Source organism: Nocardia implantans (genome assembly GCF_035544775.1).
Taxonomy (GTDB): domain Bacteria; phylum Actinomycetota; class Actinomycetes; order Mycobacteriales; family Mycobacteriaceae; genus Nocardia; species Nocardia implantans.
The window spans coordinates 173,844-197,600 of record NZ_JAYKYQ010000005.1 but is presented as its reverse complement, the minus strand read 5'-3'; the positions used below and the strand labels follow the sequence as shown (position 1 = coordinate 197,600).

The 23,757-nt window shown below is 70.9% G+C and carries 15 protein-coding genes; 8 read left to right on the top strand and 7 right to left on the bottom strand.

What is annotated here, in order from left to right; all coding sequences use genetic code 11:
* Positions 1-3 precede the first annotated feature (3 nt).
* Positions 4-2,211: an MMPL family transporter gene (locus U3653_RS14150; protein WP_195080142.1), complete on the top strand. Its 2,208-nt coding sequence runs from the start codon at positions 4-6 to the stop codon at positions 2,209-2,211.
* Positions 2,212-2,370: 159 nt separating this feature from the next.
* Here U3653_RS14150 and U3653_RS14145 read toward each other — a convergent pair whose 3' ends face one another.
* Positions 2,371-3,789, bottom strand: coding sequence for an MFS transporter (locus tag U3653_RS14145; RefSeq protein ID WP_195080143.1), 1,419 nt, complete (start codon positions 3,787-3,789; stop codon positions 2,371-2,373).
* Entirely contained in the window at positions 3,786-4,796 is a 1,011-nt protein-coding gene (locus U3653_RS14140; protein ID WP_195080144.1) for an alpha/beta hydrolase, read from the bottom strand. The genes U3653_RS14145 and U3653_RS14140 overlap by 4 nt, the downstream gene beginning before the upstream one ends.
* 185 nt (positions 4,797-4,981) lie before the next feature.
* Between U3653_RS14140 and U3653_RS14135 the strand changes: the two genes are divergently transcribed.
* The 3 genes from U3653_RS14135 to sigJ all read left to right on the top strand — a co-directional run bounded on the left by U3653_RS14135 (position 4,982) and on the right by sigJ (position 8,312).
* The gene (locus tag U3653_RS14135) at positions 4,982-5,977 is read left to right on the top strand and encodes an alpha/beta hydrolase (protein ID WP_195080145.1); all 996 of its coding nucleotides are present in this window, start codon (positions 4,982-4,984) and stop codon (positions 5,975-5,977) included.
* Between the two features lie 224 nt (positions 5,978-6,201).
* Positions 6,202-7,395 (top strand): NAD(P)/FAD-dependent oxidoreductase, encoded by a 1,194-nt coding sequence (locus tag U3653_RS14130; RefSeq protein WP_195080146.1) that lies wholly within the window; start codon positions 6,202-6,204, stop codon positions 7,393-7,395.
* Entirely contained in the window at positions 7,392-8,312 is a 921-nt protein-coding gene (gene sigJ / locus U3653_RS14125; protein WP_195080147.1) for an RNA polymerase sigma factor SigJ, read from the top strand. Before U3653_RS14130 ends, sigJ begins: the two co-directional genes overlap by 4 nt.
* A 145-nt stretch (positions 8,313-8,457) precedes the next feature.
* Here sigJ and recD read toward each other — a convergent pair whose 3' ends face one another.
* The 3 genes from recD to recC form a co-directional block, all read right to left on the bottom strand.
* The gene (gene recD / locus U3653_RS14120) at positions 8,458-10,347 is read right to left on the bottom strand and encodes an exodeoxyribonuclease V subunit alpha (protein WP_195080148.1); all 1,890 of its coding nucleotides are present in this window, start codon (positions 10,345-10,347) and stop codon (positions 8,458-8,460) included.
* Entirely contained in the window at positions 10,344-13,733 is a 3,390-nt protein-coding gene (locus U3653_RS14115) for a UvrD-helicase domain-containing protein (protein ID WP_195080149.1), read from the bottom strand. The genes recD and U3653_RS14115 overlap by 4 nt, the downstream gene beginning before the upstream one ends.
* Before the next feature lie 217 nt (positions 13,734-13,950).
* Positions 13,951-17,319 (bottom strand): exodeoxyribonuclease V subunit gamma, encoded by a 3,369-nt coding sequence (gene recC / locus U3653_RS14110; RefSeq protein ID WP_195080150.1) that lies wholly within the window; start codon positions 17,317-17,319, stop codon positions 13,951-13,953.
* Positions 17,320-17,576: 257 nt separating this feature from the next.
* On the opposite strand from recC, the gene U3653_RS14105 reads away from it, so the two are divergent.
* Both U3653_RS14105 and U3653_RS14100 read left to right on the top strand, forming a co-directional pair.
* Positions 17,577-17,774 carry a hypothetical protein gene (locus U3653_RS14105; protein ID WP_228827007.1) on the top strand — a complete coding sequence of 66 codons (198 nt, stop codon included), beginning with the start codon at positions 17,577-17,579 and terminating at the stop codon, positions 17,772-17,774.
* A 124-nt stretch (positions 17,775-17,898) separates the two neighbouring features.
* Positions 17,899-18,783, top strand: a complete 885-nt coding sequence (locus tag U3653_RS14100; RefSeq protein WP_323123988.1) for a serine hydrolase — start codon at positions 17,899-17,901, stop codon at positions 18,781-18,783.
* Positions 18,784-18,795: 12 nt separating this feature from the next.
* Here U3653_RS14100 and U3653_RS14095 read toward each other — a convergent pair whose 3' ends face one another.
* Positions 18,796-20,292, bottom strand: a complete 1,497-nt coding sequence (locus U3653_RS14095; RefSeq protein ID WP_195080151.1) for a cytochrome P450 — start codon at positions 20,290-20,292, stop codon at positions 18,796-18,798.
* A gap of 229 nt (positions 20,293-20,521) precedes the next feature.
* Here U3653_RS14095 and U3653_RS14090 point away from each other — a divergent pair, with 229 nt between their 5' ends.
* Both U3653_RS14090 and U3653_RS14085 read left to right on the top strand, forming a co-directional pair.
* Positions 20,522-21,955, top strand: coding sequence for an NAD(P)/FAD-dependent oxidoreductase (locus U3653_RS14090; RefSeq protein WP_195080152.1), 1,434 nt, complete (start codon positions 20,522-20,524; stop codon positions 21,953-21,955).
* 90 nt (positions 21,956-22,045) lie between these two features.
* The gene (locus U3653_RS14085; protein WP_323123987.1) at positions 22,046-22,882 is read left to right on the top strand and encodes a hypothetical protein; all 837 of its coding nucleotides are present in this window, start codon (positions 22,046-22,048) and stop codon (positions 22,880-22,882) included.
* Positions 22,883-23,075: 193 nt separating this feature from the next.
* Here the strand turns inward: U3653_RS14085 and U3653_RS14080 are convergent, their stop codons facing one another.
* Positions 23,076-23,756: an urease accessory protein UreD gene (locus U3653_RS14080; RefSeq protein ID WP_195080153.1), complete on the bottom strand. Its 681-nt coding sequence runs from the start codon at positions 23,754-23,756 to the stop codon at positions 23,076-23,078.
* Position 23,757: the final 1 nt, after the last annotated feature.

Below are 23,757 nucleotides of genomic sequence, written 5' to 3'. Positions count from 1 at the left end.
GCATTGTTCGCCGAGTTCACGCACTGGACCGATATGCTCGTCCGGCGGCGATTCACCGTCATCGGGGTCGTCGTCGCCGCACTGCTCGCGCTCGGCGGGTACGGCCTCGGGCTGGACGAACATCTCAGCGTCAGCGGGTGGAACGATCCGACCTCGGAATCGGCGCGGGCGGCCCGGCTCAAAGACGAGGCGTTCGGCCACGATCACATCGCCGATGTGCTGTTGCTGTATCGCGCCCCGGCAGGCAGGACGATCGACGATCCCGCCTTCGCCGCCACCGTCGTGGGCCACTTGAACAGCCTGCCGCAACGCTTCCCTGACCGGATCACCAAGATCAACGCGACCTACTGGCCCACCGACACCGGGCTGCACCTGCCGGATGTCTTCGGTTCCCAGGACCGCGAGTACGCGTTCGCCTCCGTCGCCATACGCGGCAGCGATGACACCGAGATCATGCGCAACTATCGAAAGGTCGCCGATCAGTTCCGGATACCTGGCATCGAGATGGAGGTCGCGGGCGGGCAACCGGTCGCGGCCGCCCTCAACGACACCATGGCCCACGACCAGCGCCGCATGGAGCTGTTCGCCGTGCCCGCCGTGGCGGTGCTGCTGTTCTTCCTGTTCGGCGGCGTCGTGGCGGCCGCGCTGCCGCTGATCGTCGGCGGGCTCACCGTGCTGGGGGCGTGGGGAGTCATTCGCGCCATGACCACCGTCATGGAGGTGAACTCCTTCGTCTCGCCGGTGGTCTCGATGGTCGGCCTCGGCTTGGCCATCGACTACGGCCTGTTCATCGTGAGCCGGTTCCGTGAGGAGCTGGCCGACGGGCGCGAGCTGCCGCAGGCGGTGCGGCGCACGGTCGCGACCGCCGGGCGCACCGTGGTGTTCTCCGCGACCATCGTGGTGGTCGCCGCAGGCGCCATTCTGCTGTTCCCACAAGGTTTTCTGCGCTCGTTCGCCCTCGGCGCGATGGTAACGGTGGCGCTCGCGGCGCTGATCTCGATCACCTTGCTGCCCGCCATGCTGGCCGTGCTCGGCCCCCGCGTGGATCGTCTGGGTTTCAATCGCTTCCACGCGCGGCGGGCGAGCGACCGCGAGGCGGACAATCCGTGGGGCCGCGTCGCCGGGTGGGTCATGAAAAGACCGCTGGCCGTGGCGGTTCCGGTGGTGGCCATCCTGGTGCTGCTCATCGCCCCGGTGCGCGACGTCGCGTTCGGCGGTATCTCCGAGCGTTTCCTGCCGCCGCGGCATCCGGCCCGCACGGCGCAGCAGCACTTCGACCAGGTCTTCCCGCTGCGGCAGATCAATCCGGTCGACCTCGTGCTGATCACCCACAACACCGCCGATATCGACGGGGTGGTCGCGCGGGCGGGCCTGGCTCCCGGACTCATCGCGCCGTTCCCGCGCGCGGTGCAGGGACCGGCGCATCCGAGCGTCTTCACCACCTCGACCGTGCTGCGGGACGCGCACGAGGCGAACGCGACCATCGACTATCTGCGTTCCATGCCGGTGCCGAAGGGAACGACCGTGCTGGTGGGCGGGCAGCCCGCGGTCCAGCGCGACAGCGTCGACGCGCTGCTGCGCCGGATGCCGCTGATGATCGCGCTGGTCTTCCTCGTCACCACCGTGCTGATGGTGCTCGCCTTCGGCTCCCTGGTGCTGCCGCTCAAGGCCGCGCTGCTGAATCTGCTCGGGCTCGGCTCCACACTCGGCATCCTGACCTGGATCTTCGTCCAGGGCCACGGCGCTGACCTGCTGGAATTCACCCCGCAGCCGATCATGGCGCTGGTGCTGGTGCTGATCGTCGCCGTGATCTACGGGCTGTCGACCGACTACGAGATATTCCTGCTCGCCCGCATCGTGGAGGCACGGGCGGCGGGCGCGACGACCACCGAGGCGGTGCGCACCGGCATCGCGCGCACGGGCTGGATCATCACCGCCGCCGCCCTGATCCTGCTGGTGGTCACCGGGGCGTTCGCCTGGTCGGATCTGGTCATGATGCAGTACATCGCCTACGGCATGGTCGCGGCGCTGTTCATCGACGCGACGATCCTGCGCATGCTGCTGGTGCCCGCCACCATGCGCCTGCTCGGCGACGCCTGCTGGTGGGCGCCTTCCTGGCTGCGGCGCGTCGTCCAGCGCGGCGGGCCGGACGGGACCTCTAGCGAACCGGAGACCCGCACCGAAGCCGTCCACGGCTCCGAGCGCGCCTAGCCTCGGCGGAGGTTTTGTGTTCGGCCGAGCCATGGACGCTGCGCGCGGGCATCGCGCCGTCTTCGGCGGCAGTGCCGGCGCCCACGCACCACTGAGAAGGAGAACTTCGCGATCGGGCGATGATCGGGTGGGGCGCCGGGCGGAATCGCGTAGCTGGGGTCAGCCCGCGATCGACCAGCTGAACGGACTCGTAGCCGCCCGCGCGCGGTCCGGCAAGGCCCGCGTGAGCACGGCGAGGCCGAAAGCCGCGGCGGCGATGGCCGCGAGCATGACCATGCTGCCCGAGAGCGTGTGCGCGCGGAAGAACAGCGCGCTGAGCACCGCCAGTCCGACCGAATTGCCGATCTGCTCGATGGTGGGGAGCACGCCAGAGGCCTCGCCCATGGCCCGATCGTCCAACTCCGCCAGCATCAGCGGCTGCAGCGGCACGCCGAACACGCCGACGCCGAACCCCGCGAGAAACGTCGGCCCAAGTACCAGCGGGAGGTTGACAGCGCCGTCACCCACATACAGGTAGCCCACTCCCACCGCGACGCATCCGCCGAACAGCGCGATCCCTGCCGACAGCGCCAGATTTCCCCAGCGCCGAACCAGCAACGGCGACAGCACCGCACCCGCGCCCGCGCCGAGCGCGAACGGCGTCATCGCGACGCCGGTGCGCAGCGCGGAGAACCGCAGCACGTCCTGCAACAGGATCGATACGGTGAACACGAACGCGGTGAACAGCCCGAAGAAGATCGCGACCAGGGCCGATCCGACGGCGAAGCCCCGGTCGGCGAACAGGTCGAGCCGCACCAGCGCCCGACCGCCGCGGCGGCGCGTCGCGCGCTCGTGTGCCACGAACACCGCGCCCAGCACCACCGCGGCGGCGATGTACACCCCGTGCACCGGGCGCCAGCCCGCCTGCTGGCTGTCGGACAAGGCGAACAGCAGACCGAACAGCGCCGCGGTGGCCACCACGGCGCCGCGCGGATCCAGTGGTTCCCGATCCGTCGCCGGGCCCGGCCGCAGGTAGCTCGCGGCCAGCGCGATCGCCACCACGCCCAGCGGCAGATTCATCAGGAAGATCGCGTGCCAGCCGAGCCCGAACGGGTCCACGGTGATCAGCGCGCCGCCCAGGATCGGGCCGAGCATCCCGGCGAAACCCGCTGTGGCGCCGTACACGGCGAAGGCGTACTGATGGTGCTCGCGGCGGAAACTCGCGGTGATGATGGCGATGGTCTGTGCCGCCATGCCCGCGCCAGCCACACCCTGAACGATCCGCGCGAGCACCAGTTCCGTAGCGGCGGTGGACATCCCGCACCACACCGAGGCCGCCGTGAAGGCCACCGCCGACCACAGGAACATCCGCCTGCGTCCGACGATCGCGCCGACGCGAGCGGCGGTGAGCAGCACGCAGGCGAAGGCCAGCGAGTATCCGGCGACCACCCACAGCTGCTCCGACCGCGACGCCCGCAACTCGGCGGTGACGACCGGCAGGGCGGTGTTGACGATCGTCACGTCGATCATCTGCATGAACACCGAGATCAGGCAGGCCCCGAACGATCCGAGCGCCACCGCGGCCTCTTTGCGGGTCATCGCAGCGCCGCTTCCATCATCGGCCACGAATTGTGCAGATCCTGATGCCAATAGCCCCAGGAGTGGGTGCCGTTCGGCCGGAAATCGAAGGTCGCCGCGACACCCAACTGGCGCAGCCGGTCCTGCAACTGGTGCGTGCACAGGTTCGCCACCGCCTCCAGCGGCGCCCCGATCACCAGTTGGTAGAGCAGTTGCGTGAAGTCGCCACGCGCGCCGTCGAGGTTGTCGATCGGTCCGGGCAGCCCGGTTCCCGTGGAGACGTAGATGGCGGTGCCGCGCAGCCGTTCGGCGTGCAGGTAGGGATCGTTGGCGCGCCACGCGGGGTCGGTCGGCGGCCCCCACATGTTCGACACCGTGCCGCGCTGCTGGGTGACCACCGCCTGAACCACCGCCTGACCGGCGGGATCGCTGGTGCGCACGCAACCGCTGTAGGAACCGATGGCCTTGTACAAACCCGGTGCCGCCATGGCCAGCTGGAACACCGAGGTGCCCGCCATCGAGATGCCCGCGATGGCGTTCGTCCCGGTGCCGTTGAACGTGGCGTCGATCAGCGGCGGCAGCTCCTTGGTCAGGAAGGTGGACCAGCGCTGCCTGCCGAGGACGGGGTCGTCGCTGCGCCAGTCGGTGAAATAGCTGCCCGCGCCGCCGAACGGGATGACCACGTTCACCTGCTTGTCACGGAAGAAATCGACCAGATCGGCGCCGTCGAGCCAATTCCCCTCCGATCCGCCGTCGGCGCCGTTGAGCAGATAGAAGGTCGGCGCGGGCAGGTCCGGATCGGCCGCGCGCAGCACATGAATCCGGGTGGTGCTGTTCATCGCGGCCGAATACACCTCGAGTTCGGATTGCCGGTCGGATTCGAGCCGGGTTTCCACTATGCGTGAGCCGTCCGCCGCCGCGACCGATTGCGGTGGATCGGCACGGACCGGCTGTGCGCCGATCAACGCGTAGGACAAAATGAGGACCGCGGCGATCACCGCGCCTGTTCGATGCGAATATGCGGGCATGTCGACTCCTGGCCCCGGGTAGGAGGGCTCGAATTCGCAGTCAACAACATCGGGTGGACAGGTCGCCGGATTTTCCGGCGATTCTGTGTGCGATACCAATTCCCTGCGGCGGCCATTTGCCGGATTTCCCAAATCGGGCGTGCGGCCATTGCGGTCCCGGTGCGGCGAAACCTAGCGTCGAGCGCATGGCGTCCCGTCGACCGTGCCGCAGCTCGCGCGGAACCGCCTGGCGCGCAGGCATCTTGGCGCTGTCGATGCTGATGTGCTCCGGCAGCCCCGCGAGCGCCGAGCCTGCCCCGATGACCCGTGCGCACGGGCGCGCCGTCGAATTGACCGTCTTCTCCCCCGCGATGGCCGCACCGGTGTCGGTCGTCGTGCTGCCCCGCCCGGACCCGTCCCGCCCCGCTCCGGTGCTGTACCTGCTCAACGGCATCGACGGCGGCACCGGCGGCGACGGCTGGACCGACCGGACCGACATCGACCGGTTCTTCGCCGACCAGCAGGTGACCGTGGTGGTGCCGGTCGGTGGCGCGGGCAGCTATTTCACCGACTGGCGCGCCGACGATCCGGTCCTGGGCCGCCAGCGCTGGACCACGTTCCTCACCCGTGAGCTGCCCTCGCAGATCGACGCCACCTTCGGTGGAAGCGGCGCCAACGCCATCGCCGGAGTCTCGATGACGGGCACTTCGGTCTTCCAGCTGGCCATGGCCGCACCGGGTTTGTACAAGGCCATCGGCTCCTACAGCGGCTGCGTGCGCACCAGCGATCCCGCCGGGCAGGCCATGGTGGCCACGATCGTGACCGCCGAGGGCGGCACGGTGTCGAACATGTGGGGACCGCCGGGTGATCCGGCCTGGACGGCCAACGATCCTTACGTGCACGCCGATCGGCTGCGGGGCACGACGATCTACGTGGCCGCAGGCAACGGGCAGGCCGGCCCGCTGGACCAGCCGCACAGCACGGGGATCGACGGCAACGCCACCAAGCTGGTGGACCAGCTGGCCATCGGCGGCATGCTCGAAGCCGTCTCGGACCGCTGCACCCGTGCCCTGCGCGACCGCTTCCAGGAACTCGGCGTCCCCGCCACCTTCGATCTGCGCGCCAGCGGCACCCACTCCTGGGGCTACTGGCAGCAGGACCTGCACAACAGCTGGCCTTTGTTCGAATCGGTTCTGCGCTGAGAACTTCGCGAACCGGGCGCCGGCTTCGCTTCGGAACGCCGCCCGGGCGCGCACGCTGTACTCGAGCGGTAGCCGGCATCAGCACATCGCAGGGCTGCCCGGTTCAGGAGCTGCCCTGCTGGCCGCGTTCGCCTGTACCGGGCCGGACGAGCGAAGCCGAGGTGGATGAATGTGACTTGCGCCACTTCATGTCGGATCTGAGCGCCGGCGCGTGTCTCGATGGCATGACTGATTTCAACGCCATCACCAAGGTTGTCGTTCTCGGCGGCGGATACGCCGGTTCCGTAGCTGCCAATCGGCTGCGGCTGCGTCCTGACGTCGAGATCACGCTGGTCAACCCGCGGCCGGAGTTCATCGAGCGGATGCGGCTGCATCAGTTCGTGGCCGGCACCCACGCGGCCGCCATCGGCTACGACACACTGCTCGGCGCGGGCGTGCGGCTGGTCGTCGACCGCGCTCTCCGTATCGATACGGCCACCCGCACCGTGGAGCTGGGCTCCGGTCGTGAATTGGACTACGACTACCTCGTTTACGCGGTCGGTAGTACCGCGGCGATGCCGGCATCGATTCCCGGTGCGGCGGAGTACGGCTATCCCATCGCCGAATGGGAGCACGCGCAGCGGCTGCGCGAAGCGATCGGGAAAGTGCCCGCGGATCAGCCGATCGTCGTCGTCGGCGCTGGGCTCACCGGAATCGAGACGGCCGCCGAACTGGTCGAGCAAGGCCATACCGTCACATTGGTGTGCGGAGGTAGGTTGGCGGCGAGCTTCTCGGACCCGGCTCGGCGGTCGGTCGGGAAGTGGCTGGCCGGGAACGGAGTCGATGTGCTGGAGAACGCGAGGGTAGCCGAGGTGCGGCGCGATGCCGTGGTGCTGTCCGATGGCAGTACGCTGCCCAGCGCGGTCACGATCTGGGCCGCCGGGTTCGGTGTGCCCGATCTGGCTTCACGTAGTGGCCTGCGCACCGACGCGCTGGGCCGCCTGCTGACCGACGAGACGTTGACCAGCATCGATGACGACCGAATCGTCGCCGCGGGTGACGCGGCCGCCCCCTCGGGCCGCCCGCTGCGGATGAGCTGCTACGCCGCACAACCTCTGGGCGCCCAAGCCGCGGACAACGTGCTGGCCCGCATCGCGGGCGCCGAGCCCGCCGTGCTGGATGTGGCTTTCGTGGCCAGCACTGTGGGGTTGGGCAGCCGCGCCGGTGCGATGCAGTTCAGCCGTCGCGACGACACTCCGGTGAATCTGCACATCAGCGGGCGTGTGGCGGGCTTGATCAAGGAGAAGGTGGGTCTGGCGGGTCCGGTGGGAACCATTCGCAAGGAGGCCCGCAAGCCGGGCGCCATCCCATCCTTCATGGGCCTCGGCAGGCGGAAGGACATCCGGGGAACCGAGCCGGAGGCGGTGTCGCACCCGTGACCGGAGTCGACGAGCACACCGAGCGTTTCCTGCATCTGCGACCCCTGCTGTTCACCATCGTGTACGAGATCCTCGGCTCCGCGACCGAGTCCGACGATGTGCTGCAGGACAGCTACCTGCGGTGGAGGAACGTGGATCTGGCAACTGTCCGCGACACCAAGTCGTATCTGGCGCAACTGGTCACCCGGCAGGCCCTCAACGCGTTGCGGGTCAGTGCCGGTCGCCGCGAGGAGTACGTCGGCCCGTGGTTGCCCGAACCGCTACTGCTCGCCGACGGCGACGCCTCCGCCGATGTCGTACTCACCGAGTCGGTATCGATGGGGATGCTGGTGGTGCTGGAAACGCTCACCCCCGCGGAGCGGGCGGTATTCGTTCTGCGTGATGTATTCGGCTTCGACTACGCCGAGATCGTCGCGGCGACGGGTCAATCCGTCGACGCCGTGCATCAGATGGCCCGTCGTGCCCGCAATCACGTCCAGGCGCGGCGCAAGCGGTTCGGTCCCGTCGACACCACGAGAACCGCGGCGGTCACCGAACGATTCATGTCCGCCGCGACCACGGGTGACATGGAGGGCCTGCTGGCGATCCTCGCACCGGACATCACCTGGACCACCGACAGCGGCGGCAAGGTGACCGCGCTGCGAGACCTGGTCCTCGTCGGCGCAGAGCGAGTGGGCGCCGTGCTCATGGCGGTCTTCCGGTACGCGCGGCGACACCCTGACGTCCGGATTCATGCGGTGAACTGCAACAGCCAGCCCGCACTCGCCTGTTATATCGGCGACAACCTGGAGGCGGTGCTGGTGTTCGAAATCGCCGACGACAAGATCGTCAACGGCTACGGCATCCGGAACCCCGACAAATTGGCTGCCCTCGACATTCCCCGTGTCATCAGCCGTACCGCCGCACCGCGACCATGACACGCTCGGATCCCGACGTCGTCGGTGAACCGTGCGGGTCCCCATCGGACCGATGCTTTCGGCCGCGCACACGACCCGTCGTACGCGGCCGGGGCTGCGCGGCGGCGCGGACCGCCAGGGTAGACGCGGCGGGCGCCGCGCAGGGTCATCGCGGTCCTTCCCGGCGCGACAGCCCGCTGGCGCGCAGCACCCGCCGCGCGATACCGGCGCGGATGGACTCCTCGGTGCCGATGATGCGGACGTGGCGGCGCGCCCTGGTGATCGCGGTGTACAGCAATTCCCTGGTGAGCAAGGTGGATTCGGGCTCGGGCAGGACGACCGAGACGGTGTCGTACTGGCTGCCCTGGCTGCGGTGGATGGTCATGGCGAAGACGGTCACCACGGCGGGGAACTGCGTCGGATGCACCAGGTACGGTTCGCTGCCGCGTTGCAGCGCCGCGCGCAGCGAACCGTCGGGCATCCGCACGACGACGCCGGTGTCGCCGTTGTAGATGCGCGCCTCGTGATCGTTCGCGGTGACCAGCAGCGGTTGTCCCGGGTACCACGGCGCGTGGTGGGAATCGGGGCCCGCCCCCGCGACGGCGGCCCATTCCGCGGCCATCCGGTCCCAGCGCTCGACACCGAACGGCCCCTGGCGGTGCGCGCACAGCAGGCGATGCGATTCCAGCGCGTGCAGCGCGCCCGCCGCGTCGCCGTCGAGCGCGGCGGCGGTGACCGCGGTCGCGGCCCCCACCACGTCGGCGCGGACCGCGGTCAGCTCGTCGGGCGCGCCCAGCGACACTTCGTCACCGCCCGCGCGCAACAGCTCGAGCGCGGCGTCGGCGTCGCCCGCCCGCACCGCGACGGCCAGCTCGGCGATCCGTCCGCCGAACCTGCGGCCCCGTGTCAACCGGACGATGCCGCCCCGCAGGCGGGTGCGCTCCAGCACGGTCAACGCCTCGGCGTGCTCGCCGGTCGCCTCCGGGCCGAGGATCTCGTCGAGCACCGGATTCGGAGTGGCGGCGACGGGCCCGGCGACCAGGTCGGCGAGCACCGCGCCCGCGTCGACCGAGGCGAGCTGGTCCGGGTCGCCCACCAGCACCAGGCGGGTGTCCGGGCGCAGCGCCGCCAGCAGCCTGCTCATCATGGTCAAGGAGACCATCGAGGTCTCGTCGACCACGATCACGTCGTAGGGCAGCCGGTTGAACTCGTGGTACTTGAACCGGGTGCTGCGACCGCGCTGCCAGCCGAGCAACCGGTGCAGGGTGGCGGCGGTGAGTTCCGGCAATCGCAGCGCAACCGCTTGCTCGCGAACGGCTTCCTGCAGGCGTGCCGCCGCTTTCCCGGTGGGCGCGGCCAGCGCGATGCGCAGCGCGGGCAGCTTCGGCTCCGCCTCGCGATGCGCGGCCAGCAACGCGATGATCCTGGCGATGGTGTGGGTCTTGCCGGTGCCAGGTCCACCGGCGACCACGGTGGTCCAGTGCGTCGCGGCGAGCGCGGCGGCCAGACGCTGGCGATCCGGCGCCGTCGCCGACGGCCCGTCGAACAACCGGTCCAGTTCGCGGCGCACGATCGCGGGATCGACCACCGGATGGTGCGCGGATCGCTCGGTGAGCACCCGCCGGATCGTCTGCTCCTGCCGGTAGTACCGATCGAGGTAGAGCAGCGGACCGGAATCGCCCGCCCCCTGGGATTCGACCAGGCGCAGCGGCCGCAACGGACCCGCAGGTCCCCCGCGCACCAGCGGGCTCACCCGCAGCGCGGCGACCACGGCGGGGATGTCGGGCCACGGCAGCGTCGCCGGATCGATGCCCGCGTCCCACGTCTCGTCGGCGTCGACGCCGATCTCCCGCATCCGGTGCAGTTCCAGGCACACCGATCCGGAGCGCACCGCGCGCACCGCCAGCGCCGCGGCGAACAGCACCGGCTCCGACGATTCCCGGCCCAGCCTGCCCAGCCGCAGCGCCACGTGCACGTCCGCGGCCGACAGCACACCGGCCTCGTTGAAGACGCGCAGCAGGCCGGTTCCCCGCTGCGCCACCTGGATCGAGGTCACCGCCCCGCCTCCCCCGCCAGCAGCGCCGACAGCGCCACCACCAGATCGGCGGGCGGGTGCCAGTCGAAGACGCCGCAACCCGCGGGGGTCCGCGGTCCGATCATGCCGCGCACGAACAGGTACCGGACCCCGCCGAGATGCCGAGCGGGGTCGTAGCCGGGCAGCCGCCAGCGCAGATACCGGTGCAGCGCGACGGAATACAGCAGCGCTTGCAGCGGATAGTGGGAGCGCAGCATCTCCGCCGCCATCCGGTCGCGGGTGTAGTGCGCGACGGTGAGATCGCCGGTGCCGAGCCGGTTGGTCTTGTAGTCCACGACGACGAAGCGCGGATGCGCGCCGCCCGCGACGCGGAGCACGGCGTCGATGCTGCCGGTCAGGTATCCGCGCAGCGGGATGTCCTCCAGCGCCGCCAGCTGGTCGGCGTAGGGCAGCATGTCGTCGTCCGCCGGAAGATGCTCGCGCAGCAACTCCGCCACGCGCCGCAGCGTCGCCGCGGTGGCGCCGACGCGGTCCCCGCCCGCCAGCGGCAACTCGAACTCGAGTTCGCTGAGACGGTCGCCTGCGGCGACATCGGCCAGACAGCCACCGTCGAGCGGGGTGCGCAGCACCGCGAGCAGCGCGGTGGCCAGGCATTCCGGATCCAGCTCCGCCATCAGCTCGGCCACCGCATCGCGGCACCGGTCGCGCACCTCGGCGTCCAGATCGCGACGACCGGTGTCGATCCGTTCCAGGACGCCGTGCACCAACGTGCCGAACTCCGCTCCATAGGGCAACGCGTTCATCAGCGACGCCGCGCCAGCGGCCTCCGGTTCCGCCGCGCCGATCGAGGAGGTGCCCTCGGGCTCGTCGCCCTGCCCGCGCGCGTCCTCCGGCTCGCTGTCGGATCCGGGCGCCGCCGGACCGTGCGCGGAGGCGGTCAGCGCCGAGTACGACGTGCGCCGCCACTGCTGGTCCAGCACCCGGTCGAAACGTGCGGCGGCCAGTGCTCCCGGTGCGGGCGCCGTGCGCGCCCGCCGGATCGCCACACCGTCGGTCCCGGCCACCGCCGTCACCGAGATCGCCGCGCCCGCCTCCTGCGCCCAGGACGAAAGGGATTGCGCGGCAACGGCATCGGCGGGAACCGCGGCTCGGGCGGCGACGGCGGCGCCCCGATCGGAGCGCCCGAAGACCATGCGGTGCAGCGGTGAAGCCGCGGTGGTGATCGCGGGCGCCCACCAAGCGACGACCTGGCACATGGCGCGGGTCAGCGCGACGTACAGCAGCCGCAGTTCCTCGCCCGCCTCCTCGGCTTCGCCGCGCGCCTTGCGTTCGGCGTAGCCGGGCGCGTCCGGGCCGCCCACGTCCAGCACGCGCGCGCCGTCCTCGGCGTGGAACAGCAACGTCGCCGGATAGGGATTCTTCGCGCTGTCCCACGCGAACGGCAGGTACACCACCGGGAATTCGAGTCCCTTGCTGGCGTGGACGGTGGCGATCTGGACGGCGGCGGCGTCGCGGTCGAGCCTGCGGCTGCGGTCGGCGACCGCGCCGGAGGCGGGATCGCGCACCCGGTCGGCCAGCCATCGGGTCAGCGCGGTCAGCCCCAGTCCCTCGGTGAGCGCGACCTGGTCGAGCAACTGCGCGAGGTGCCGCAGGTCGGTGAGCTGACGCTCCCCGTTCTCCACGGCGAGCAGCCGCGGCGCCAAGCGGGTTTCGGCCGCGATCTTCTCGAACACGGCCGCGAATCCCGCGCGGCCGAACAGCCGCGCCGCCTCACGCAACTGGGCGCTGACCCGGCCGACCAGATCGGCTCCTCCGCTATCGATCTCGGCAGCGGTCACGCCGAGCAGCGGTGTGCACGCGGCCAGCCGCACCCGATCGCCGCGGTGCGGCTGTTCCAGCGCCCGCAGCACCCACAGCCAGTCGGTGGCGCTTTCGGTCGCGAAGACGCTGACCCCGCCCGCGAGCACGGAGGCGACGCCGACGCGATCCAGCGCGGCGCGCACCACGTCGATCTGCGAGCGGGTGCGCACCAGCACCGCGATGTCGCCGGGCCCGATCTGCCTGCGCGCCGGGTCGCTCACTCGGAGCGAATCCCCCTCGGCGGCAACCATTTCCGCTTTACCGTCCAGCAGAACACCGGATTCCAGCAGGCGCACGATGTCGGCGGCGAGATCGTCGGCGACCTTCGCCCGCATGCGGCCGACGGCGGGGAAGCCGGACTTGTTCAGCGGCCCCGCTCCCGTGCGCGGCAGGCACCGGATCCGCAGCGGCGTGACGAGTTCGCCGGGTCCGGACAACCGCGACCACGGCCTGGTCGGGGCGACCGGATAGACGCGGATCTGCTCGTGCCCCAAGGCCGCCGCGCCGTGCAGGTGGTCCAGCGCGGCGAGCAGCCCCGCGTCGCTGCGCCAGTTGGTGGTGAGTTCTCTGCGGACGTCGGCGTGCGCGACCGCGTCCAGGTAACTGAGCACCTCCGCGCCGCGGAAGGCGTAGATCGCCTGTTTGGGATCGCCGACCAGCACCAAGGTGGCATACCCGTGGAACGACCTGCGCAGGATGTCCCATTGCAGCGGGTCGGTGTCCTGGAACTCGTCCACCAGCGCGACGCGGTAGCGCGCCCGGATCCGCAGGCACGCGCGCGGGCCGTGCTCCGGGTCGGCGAGCACGTCGTGCAGCAGCACCAGCAGGTCGTCGAAGTCGCGCAGCCCGGCCAGCCGCTTGCGGCGCTCGGTCTCCGCGCGGACGGCCTGCGCGAACGCCACCCGCTCGCCCGCCTCGCCGTCGGGCGCCAGCGCCGCGTGCCGGTCGCGCACCGCGGCCAGCGCGAGCGCGCGGGCCTCCTTCACCGAGAACGGCGGTTGCGATCGCGCGTAACGGTGCAGATACAGATCGTCGACGACGGTGCCGACCAGGTCGTCGACGGTTTCCACCAGCCGGGTGCCGGGGTCGTGTTCGCCCGCGAGACCGAGTTCGTCGAGCATGCGCTGGCAGAAGCTGTGCGTGGTGGCGATGGTGCCCGCGTCGAAATCCGACAGGGCGGTCAGCAACCGTCGCCGCCGCGACCGGACCTCGTCTTCGTCGGCCTGCGCGAGATGGCGGACCAGTTCGTCGGCGTGCGCTCGGGCCGCGCCGGGATCGGCCAATCCGGCTGCGACGGCGACGAATCGGTCCCGCGTGCGCTCCCGCAGTTCCTGCGTCGCCGCGCGGCTGAACGTCACCAGCAGCAATTGGGACACCTCGATCCCCGCCTCGGCGACATAGCGCACGGCCAGACCGACGATGGCGTGCGTCTTGCCGGTGCCCGCGCTGGCCTCCAGCACGGTCGTGCCGGTGGGCAGCGGCCCGTACGGTTCGAACGCGTCGGCGTCGAAAGCGCCCGCAGGGAAGGAGGTTTCCTGCACGGTCATGCGTGCCTCCCTCCTGTGCGGCCGGTGGTCCCGCGCTCCGCGGTCGCCCGGGTGTCCGGCCACGCCGGACGGTGCTCCCGAAGCGACTGTCCGAGCCGATATTCTGCCGCGCGCGCCGTCGCGCCCCGGCGACCGACACGCGCCGCGGCGCTGTGTCGCGCGCGTTCGCACCGGAACCCACCCCGGATGCGCTCCGAACGGGCCTGCTCGCGCTCGATCACGGCTGACCCTGGCTTTCCGCGGCCAGCAACGGCGTCCACATGCGCCGGGCCAGCGCGCCGAAGCGGGTGCTCTCGCCGGGTTCCCCCGCCGGGGCGGGCGCGGCCATGAGGTCGTCGAGCCGGGGCGCCGGACCCCAGATGTAGCGCAGATGGCGGTCGGTGTGATCGCCGAAAGGCCCGGGGCCGTTGGGCCCTCCGTTGAATTCGCGTTCCGCCGCCGCGATCGCGTCCTCGGTGTTCGCGCCGCGGAAACGGCGTTCGGCGTAGACCGCGGTGGCGGTGGGCGCGACGGGAAGCGGTTCGGTGAGACCCGCGTCGCGCAACGCGACCAGCTGGCGCAGGATCTCCATGGCGGCGGGCGCGTCGGGTGGGGTGAGCTCGCAGCGCCAGGCGGGACGCCCGAACTGGCCGCGGCCGGTGCTCACCGCCCGCCATGGGCGGTCCTCGGTGACGGTCAGCGCCAGCAGCGAGACCCACGCCCCGATCCGGTGTTTGGGGGCCAGCCGGGAGAAGGTGGTGCGAACCAGGGTGTCCCCGCGCACCTCGGGCACGGTTCCGGTGAGCCGCCGCCCGTTCCCGAGGTCGACCGCGATGTCCACCGCGCGCGCCGGGCCCGTGTAGTCCGCCTGCGCGGCGCGCACCAACCGGTCCACGGTGTGTTCGACCTCGTCGAGCACGGCGGCGCCGAATCCGAACGGCGGCAGCGTGCCGCGCCGCCACTCCGCCGCCCGAAGCCCGGCCGGGTCGGCGCCGGTGAGGCGGGCCGCGAGCAGGCGTTCGCCCAGCTCCCACTTGGCCAGGCCGTCGAGTTCGATGGGCAGCCGGTCGGCGATGTCCTCGTCGTGCTCCGGGACCCGCAGACCGAGCCGCTGCCACAGGAACGCGCGCACCGGGTGCTCGGCGAACGAGATCAGATCGGCCAGCGCGACGTCCGCCGTCTGCGCGGCGGGCAGCGGCGCGGCCAGGAATGCGGGCCGCGGACGCACCGGTCCGTCGGCCGCGTGCGCGCCGGCCAGGGCCACGGTGTCGAAGCTGAACGGATGTTCGGCCCGGAAGTTGCGGCGATCGAAGGATTGCAGCGGATGCCGCGTCACCACCGCGCGCATCGCCTCGGCGCCGACGTGGGCCCGCAGCGCGTCCAGCAACTCGGCCACCGGAATCGCGGGCGGGCGGTGTGCGCCGCTGACCGGGTCGGCGCCGGTGTGGAAGACCAACAGCGTGTCCCCGGCCGCGAGCACCGCGTCCAGCAGCAGTTGCCGGTCCTCGCTGCGCGGATCGCGTTCGCCGAGCAGCGGTTCGCGGGCGAGCACATCGTCTCCGTCCGCGACGCTCGCGCGCGGGAACATCTCGTCGTCGAGCCCGAGCAGCACCACCACGCGGTGCGGCACCGACCGCATCGGCACCATCGTGCAGACGGTGAGCTCGCCGGTGCGGAAGTTGGCCCGCGTCGGCCGCGCCGCCAGCCGCGAACGCAGCAGCACACCGACGTCGGCCAGCCGCAACGACACATCGCCCGCGTGGTCGGTGGCGGCGGCGAGTTCCTGCCTGGCCTCGGTGCGCACCCACGCCTGCGCCTCGGGCACGTCGGTCAGCAGATCCAGTGCCCGGCCGAGCACCGCCGCCCATTCGTGCGCGGGCCGGGGGCCGCGCAGGTCGCGCAGGCACACCGCGAGCCGATCGATGAACTCCGCGAAACGCCCGGCCAGATCGACGTCGTTGCTGTCCACGTCGTCCAGAGGCAGCGCAAGATCCAGCCAGTCCTCGGCGGTCTCCCCCGCCGTGACCCCGAGCAGGATCCGGTCCACCGCGCTGTTCAGCGTGTTCTGCGCGAAATCGGCGAGCCCGAACGCTTGGCGCTGGCGCTGCCCGATGCCCCATCTGGCCCCGGATTCCGCCGCCCACTCGCGCAGTCGCTCGATGTCCTCGTCGTCGAATCCGCACCGGCGCCGGACGGTTTCGGCGGCGGCGAGATCGAGCACCTGGGTCACCGTCACCCGTCCGTCGGCCAGCTCGAGCAGCACCGCGATGACCGCGAGCAGCGGATTGGTCACCCCGCGCCCCCGGTCGGCAAGGCGCACCCGCAGCAGATGCGCCGGGTGCTCCGGATCGCTCTGCGCTTCCGGCGATCCCGGCGTGCGCTGCCCGAAGGCCGCGCGCACCAGCGGCGCGTACGCCTCCACCTCCGGACACATGATCAGCACGTCACGCGGCTGCAACGTCTCGTCGGCCGCGAACAACCCCAGCAGGCATTCCCGCAGCACCTCCACCTGCCGCGCCGGGCCGTGGCACGCGTGCACCTGCACGGTGCCGTCGGCGCGGGCCGCACCCGGCGCGGGCGGCCACCGGTCGTCCCGGATACCGCGTTGCAGCGCGCGCAGCAATGTCGCGGGCGAATCGTCCTCCGTCGCGATGTCGCCGGACGCGGCGCGCGGATGGTAGGTGTCGGAGCCGACGGCGGCGGACGCGGCCAACCGCTGCTGCAACTCCCGGACGTCGCGAGCCAGCCCCGCCGAGAGCGGATGCTCGACCGCCGTGGCGCTGCGATCCTCGGCGCGCGACCGGGCAGCGGGCAGCTCGCTCAGAGCCGACCAGAGGACCGGACTCGGATGCACGAGCCACACGTGAACCTCGCGCCCAGCGGCCAGCGCCGACAGCACCGCGAGCTGGTCGCTGGGCAGCCGGGTCACGCCGAACAGCGACAGCCGCGGCGGCAGCGCGACCAGATCGGGCCGTGCGCGCAGCCGCGCGCAGGCGGCGTCGAGCCGTTCGGCCGGGCTCGGCGTCCCGATCTCGGCGCGCAGCCTACGCCACAGCATCGGCTGCCAGAGCAGGTCGTCGGGAATCGGGGCGCCCGCGCCGTCGGTGTCCCGGCCCGCAGCCCACTCGGTGATCAGGGCGGGACGCTGCGCGGCGTAACTGTCGAACAGCGCGGCGAGCTGAGCGGCGGTCGCATAACGCCGTCCGGCGCGGTGCTCGCCGCCCGCGGCGTCCCGCGCGCCGAGATGCCTGGCGAGTACAGCGCACCACGGCTCGGACAGCGAGGCGTCGATCACCCGCAGCAGCGTCCACACCGCCCGTTCCTGCGCCCACGGATCCTCCGCCTGCGCCACCCCGCTCGCCGCGGCCAGGGCCTCGGCGACCAGCGCCGCGGGAGAGGGGAAGGCGATGTTCGCGCACACGCCGTCGGCCGCGCCGCCCGCGCCGAGTACCCCCGACAGCGTCTGGGCCAGCCAGCGCTCCACGCCTTTCGCCGGCACCGCGACCACCTCGGCGGCGAACGGGTCGTCCTGCGGCGACGCCAGCACCCCGGCGAGCGCGCGGGCAAGGACGTCGGCGCGCTCGGCACGGTGGATGTGCAGCGGCATCTGCGCCCTCTCGATCGCCGGTGTCCGGCAGCACCTGCCTCGGACTTCGTGCACGTTTATACGCGCAGCGACCGACGCGCAACTGCACCGCCCCATCCTGAGGTCAGTGAAATGGACCACACCAGAACGGATTACTCCGCCGTGTCACGCCGGAACCGTCACGGCGATGTGCGACAGTGCTGCACCGGGGAGGAGAGTTTGCACCGGGGCGGAACGAGAGAGCTGCACCGAAAGGCTGGTTCGCGTTCATGGATGCGATGGTGATTCCCCTGGTCCCGAGAGGCGGATTCACGGTCCGCCGGATCGGTGACCGCTGGGAGCTGATCAACTCGCGCCACTACGGTCGCACCGTCGTCCTGCATTCCTGGCCACGGGAACGCCACACCGAGGCCTTCGAGCACTGCTACCGGCTCAACGGACGCACCGTCGAGGAACTGCGCGCGGCCTTCCGCTGACCCGCCTGGCCGGGGGCGATGAGCGAAATCCGCTGCGGCGCAAGGGGCGGAAACGGGCATAGCACACCCCGGATGCGAGCTCAAGACGTGCGTCCGGACTCGTGATGTGCGATCGTGGTCCCTCGTGCGTTACCCGTCCCCCGCCACCCGGGCCGTTCCCCGCGTGGCCGCTTCCGCCTGTGTCCTCGCCGCCGCGGCGATCATCGCCCCGAGCCTGCCCACCGCGCTCCCGATCGCGGGCGCGGCGCCGCTCGCGCACACCCAAGGCTGCCTGCCCGGTTTCGACTGCGATCTGAGCAGCCGCATCGCGAAGGCCGACGCCTACCTCAACAGCCGTCCCGGTGTCACCGGCTACGTCCTGCGCGACCGGGTGTCGGGCGGCGTCTACGCCAACGCCAACGCCGAGAACGCGGTCTGGACCGCCTCCACCATCAAGCTCGCGATCGCCGCGGACCTGCTCAACCGGGCGCGGGTCGGCGCCATCAACCTGACGCCCGAGGACCGCGGCCTGATGGAGGGAATGCTCGCGACCTCGAACGACGGCGCCGCCGACCTGCTGTGGACGAAGTACGCAGGCATCGACCGGATGGCGTTCAACAACGCCTTCCGCGCCAACGGGATGACCTCGCTGGTCCCGCAGCCGACCAACACCGCGCTGTTCCCGGACTGGTCGTTCCAGAAGTGCACCGCCGCCGACCTCGACCGCCTGATGGACCACGTCCTCAACCACATGCACCCCGACGACCGCAACTACCTCGTCGACCGGATGCGCGCGGTGGACTCCAACCAGCACTGGGGCGTCTGGGGCGCGGGCGCGAGCATGCGTCCCGGCCTGAAGAACGGCTGGTCGGCCGAGCAGGGCGGCTGGGTGGTCAACTCGGTGGGCTTCGCGGGACCGGGCGAGCGCTACACCCTGGCCATCATGAGTTCGCTGGGTGACGCGGGCGGCTACACCGAAGGCGCCGAGACCGACACCAAGCTCGCGGAGATCCTGCTCGCGGGCCGCTGACCGCACGGCCGCTCAGGCGGCCGCGCGCCTGCGCAACGTCATCGGCGCACCGTCCCTGGGGAAGGGGATCGTGGTGAATCCCCAGGGCATGCGGTATTTCTCGGGGATCCGCCACTCGTATTCACGCACCAGTGCCGCGGTCACCGTCTTCACCTCGAACGTGCCGAAGTGCATTCCGATGCACTTGTGCGCGCCCGCCCCGAACGGCATCCAGGCGAGGCGGTGCGATTTGTCCTCGCGCCGCTGTTCGCCGAATCGCTCCGGATCGAAGCGCTCTGGGTGGGTCCACAGTTCGGGCAGCAGGTGGTTCACCTGGTAGGCCAGGTCCACCGGGGCGCCGGCCGGAATGTAGTGGCCCGCGATCTCGGTGTCGCGCACGGCACGGCGCGACAGTCCGGGAACCGGCGGCATCAGCCGCAGGCTTTCGCGGACCACCAGGTCCAGGTCGCGCAGCGTTTCCAGGTCCGCGATGGCGGGCGGGGCGTCGCCGAGGCGGGCGTCCATGTCGAGCACTTCGGCGCGCACTCGCTGTTGCCACTCCGGGTGCTTGCCCAGGTAGTAGGCGACGGCCGTCGCGGTCGTCGTGGTGGTGTCGTGCGCCGCCATGATCAGGAAGATCATGTGGTTGACCACGTCCGCGTCCCCGAAGACTCCGCCGTCCTCGCTGCGCGCGTGGCACAACCCGGAGAAGAAGTCAGCCGTCTCGACGCGGCGTTTGTCCGGAAGCATCGCGGTGAAGTAGTCCTCGAGCACTCTCCTGCCGCGCAGCCCGGCGCGCCAGTTGCCGCCAGGCACCGGATGCCGGATGATCGCCAGCCCCGCGTGCGTGCAGTCGACGAACGCGTCGATCAGTTGCCTGCGCCGGGGGCCGACGTCGGCGGCCATGAACGTCTCGCCCGCGATCTCGAGGGTCAATTCCTTGATCGTCGGATACAGCCGCACCGTGCGTTCGGCGTCGCGCTCCGGCGGCACCCAGTGTGCGATGGTGTCGCGTACCACCGGTGTCAGCGCCGCCAAGTGGGCTTCCAGCCGGTCTCTGGTGAACGCCTGCTGCATGATCTTGCGGTGGAATTTGTGCTCGTCGAATTCCAGCAGCAGCAGGCCGCGCCGGAAGAACCGGCCGATGAAATAGTCCCAGCCCTGGCCGAAGTCGCGGCGCCGGTGCCCGAGCACTTCTTCGAGCGCCTCCGGTCCCGCGACCAGCACCCGGTCGACGCCCAGCGAGGTGTTCAGCGAGACGGGTCCGTACCTGCGGTAGCGCTCCATCATCTCCGCTGGGCCCCAGCGCATGTAGTGCAACGCCCGGCCCAGGTAGGGCAGCCCGGCATCGCCGCGCACCGGGACGGTGCCGCTGCCCAGCGGCGGGGTGGCCAGCACCTGGCGCCGTTCCGGCAGCAATCCCAGCGCCCGGTCGATCAGATGGCCGTGCGGTACCTCGATCAGCGCGATGTTCTCCGATTCGGCCTGCACGCTGGGCTTCCGGCCGATCGCACGGTCACCGGCGACCATGGCAATCCTCCCTGAGCGACAGTTACCATCGTAGGCTCCCGACCTCGTCCACCCGGCCGGTTCGCTCGGGTCGATCCTCCCCTACCCGGCCCGGCGGCGGTGCGACTTCGCACCGCAACACGCCAGGAACGGGGATCTCGCCGTGACGGTGCCCGGCGCGGCGGCTACGGTTTAGCTGTCAGGAATCGCCGCCGGGGACGACCCCCAAGGTCCATCGAGGAGCAGGACGATGAGCACTCAGACTGTCGAGAACGGCCGGCACCGGGTGGTGGTGATCGGCTCGGGCTTCGGCGGCCTGTTCGGCACCAAGCACCTCAAGCGCGCCGATGTCGACGTCACGCTGATCTCGAAGACCTCGACCCATCTGTTCCAGCCGCTGCTCTACCAGGTCGCCACCGGCATCCTTTCGGTCGGCGAGATCGCGCCGGCCACCCGGCTGGTGCTGCGCAAGCAGAAGAACGCGCAGGTGCTGCTCGGTGAGGTCACCGACATCGACCTGACCGCCAACACGGTGACCTCCCGCCTGCTCGACCAGGACACGGTCACCCCGTTCGACAGCCTGATCGTCGCGACCGGCGCGCAGCAGTCCTATTTCGGCAACGACCGCTTCGCCACCTACGCGCCGGGCATGAAGACCATCGACGACGCGCTGGAGCTACGCGGCCGCATTCTCGGCGCCTTCGAGCAGGCCGAACTCGCGACCACCCAGGAGGAGCGCGACCGGTTGCTCACCTTCGTCATCGTCGGCGCGGGCCCGACCGGCGTGGAGCTGGCCGGGCAGATCGCCGAGCTGTCCGACCGCACGCTGGAGGGCACCTTCCACAACATCGATCCGCGCGACGCCAGGGTCGTGCTCATCGAGGGCGCGGGCGCGGTGCTCGGCCCCATGGGTCCCAAGCTCGGCGGCAAGGCCCAACGGCGCCTGGAGAAGATGGGCGTGGAGATCCAGCTCAACGCCATGGTGATCGATGTCGACGCGTTCGGCGTCACGGTGAAGGACTCCGACGGCACGGTCCGCCGCATCGAGTCGGCGTGCAAGGTGTGGTCGGCGGGCGTGCAGGCCAGCCCGCTGGGCAAGCTGATCGCCGACCAGTCCGACGGCACCGAGGTCGACCGCGCGGGCCGGGTCGTGGTCGAGCCGGACCTGACCGTCAAAGGCCACCCGAACGTCTTCGTGGTCGGCGACCTGATGTCGGTGCCGAACGTACCGGGGCAGGCGCAGGGCGCCATCCAGGGCGCGACCTATGCCGCCCGGCAGATCAAAGCCGGGCTGAAAGGCCAGACGCCGCAGGAGCGCAAGCCGTTCAAGTACTTCAACAAGGGCAGCATGGCCACGATCTCGCGGTTCAGCGCCGTGTGCCAGGTGGGCAAGCTGGAGTTCGGCGGGTTCATCGCGTGGCTGGCCTGGCTGGCGCTGCACCTGTACTACCTGGTCGGCTACCGCAGCCGGATCGTCACCGTGATCCAGTGGTTCGTCACCTTCCTCGGCCGCAGCCGCGGGCAGATGGCCGCCACCGAGCAGTGGGTGTTCGCCCGATTGGCCCTGGAGGCGATCAGCAACGGCGACGACGAAGACGCCGAACAACTCGCCGCCGCCCTCGGCGCGTCCACCAACAGCAGGGTCGCGGTGGACAAGGCGCACACCGACGCGAAAGCGGGCTGATCGCGCCGTCGTCGCGCGTTCGACCAATCCAGGTCGCCCAGCGGATCCGAATGTGAGGCGTCGACGTCTCCTTCGGATGAAAGGTGATCTATGGGCACAGGCAAGCACCGAGCACCCAGGCCGCACCGGGCGAAACTGGGCTCCCTGGTCGCCGTGGGGACGGTTCCTCTCGTGCTGGCGCTGGTGGGAACCGGGACGGCGAACGCCGAGCCCGATCTACCGGTTCCGGTGACCAGGACGGATTCCGAACCGGCCCAGTGGCCCGCGGCCGAGGCGCCGAACGTGCGCCCGTACGAGGGTCTGCGGATCCCCGACGACGTGCTGAGTTCGTTGCAATGGGCACGTCCACTGCCCGATCACCAGTATCTGGCTCCGCTGGTAGGGCTGCACGCGCCGGTCCCGGTGGCCCCCGTGCCGCCGATCGCGCCGCCTTCCGGCAAATTGCGCTTCGGCGACGTGCAGGTCGACGCGCCGGAGTGGCTCTACCGGGAGCAGGCGATCCAGATCAACGACACCGCCGCGATGGCCGAAGCGAATATGGCGACGTTCTTCGATTCGATCGGGATGGAGCGCACGCGATCCGACCGCGTCGCCGGTCAGACCATGGGCGCCGCCGCGATCGGCGCGGCGGCGGGCTTCGTGTTCGCCAGCCCGTTCGCCCTGTTCGGTGCGGCCGTCGGCGGCGGTCTCGCCTTGGCCATCGGTCTGCCGTTCGCGCCGATCGGCCTGGCCGCAGGCCCGATCGGGGCCGCCTACGGTGCGGCGCTGATGGCCGCCCCGCTGTCCGCCATCGGCGCGGGCATCGGCGCGGGACTCGGAGCGGTGCACGCGCTCAGCGCGCCGCCGCGGGCGCTCAGCGCACCGGAACCGGTCGCCCCGGCCCCGGCCGAGACGGCAACGGAGGCCGCGGACACGGCCAACGGCTGACCGGATGACGTTTCCGCGAGGCGAGCCGAAAGGGTGGGAACCCGACGACGCTGTCGAGCTCCCACCCTTTCTTTCTCCAAGCCTCGGTCGAATTACACCTGAATGGAACGAATCCCACATACGGCACGGGAGCGGTCCCGACAGGCCGCCCCGGATGCGAGCGCACCACGGCGGCACTTCCGATCGCCGTTGATCAGCCCTTCACCTCGGCGCGTTCCACGCCCGACACCCGCAGCACCGATCCGGTGCGGGTGAACAAACTGCCGCCCGCTGCCAGCGGCAACCGGCTCTCCCGCAAATCGGCAGTCGCCGCCGTGCATTCGTCCGGGTAGACGAGTTCGCTCTCCAAAGCACGCGGCGCGGACAGCGCGTCATCGGCCGGCGTGCCCGCGCCCAGCGCCAGCCGGTGGCGCAGTAGGGGCATGTCGTCGACGTCGGCGATCAGATCTCCTCGCCACTGCCCGCCGTCCTCGCCCGTGCGTCCGAGCTGAACGCGCTCACGCATCCGCAGCCGGGCTCCGGCATCCAGGCGGATTGTGGTGACCGTCTGGTGCCGAGCGCCGCCCGCGACGATCATCGGCTCGGGATCGAAATCCAGCACTCCCCCGCTGCCGACCTCCAGCTGCCAGCGCCCGGACGACAGCGGCGTCGCCCGGCCGGGTAGCGCCAGCGTGGCCGCGACCGAGCGCACCACCAGTTCGGCGCCCGCCGCGACCACGATCACGATGTCGAGTTCGTCGCCGCCCAGCGGCGTGGCGGCAGTGCCGATGAGGTGGACCGTGCGCGGGCCGGTGCGGCGGGCCGACAACCCGCCGCTCGCGTGGATCTCCGGAAGAACCCCTGGACGAGCGACGATGCGTAACTCGGTGCGCACC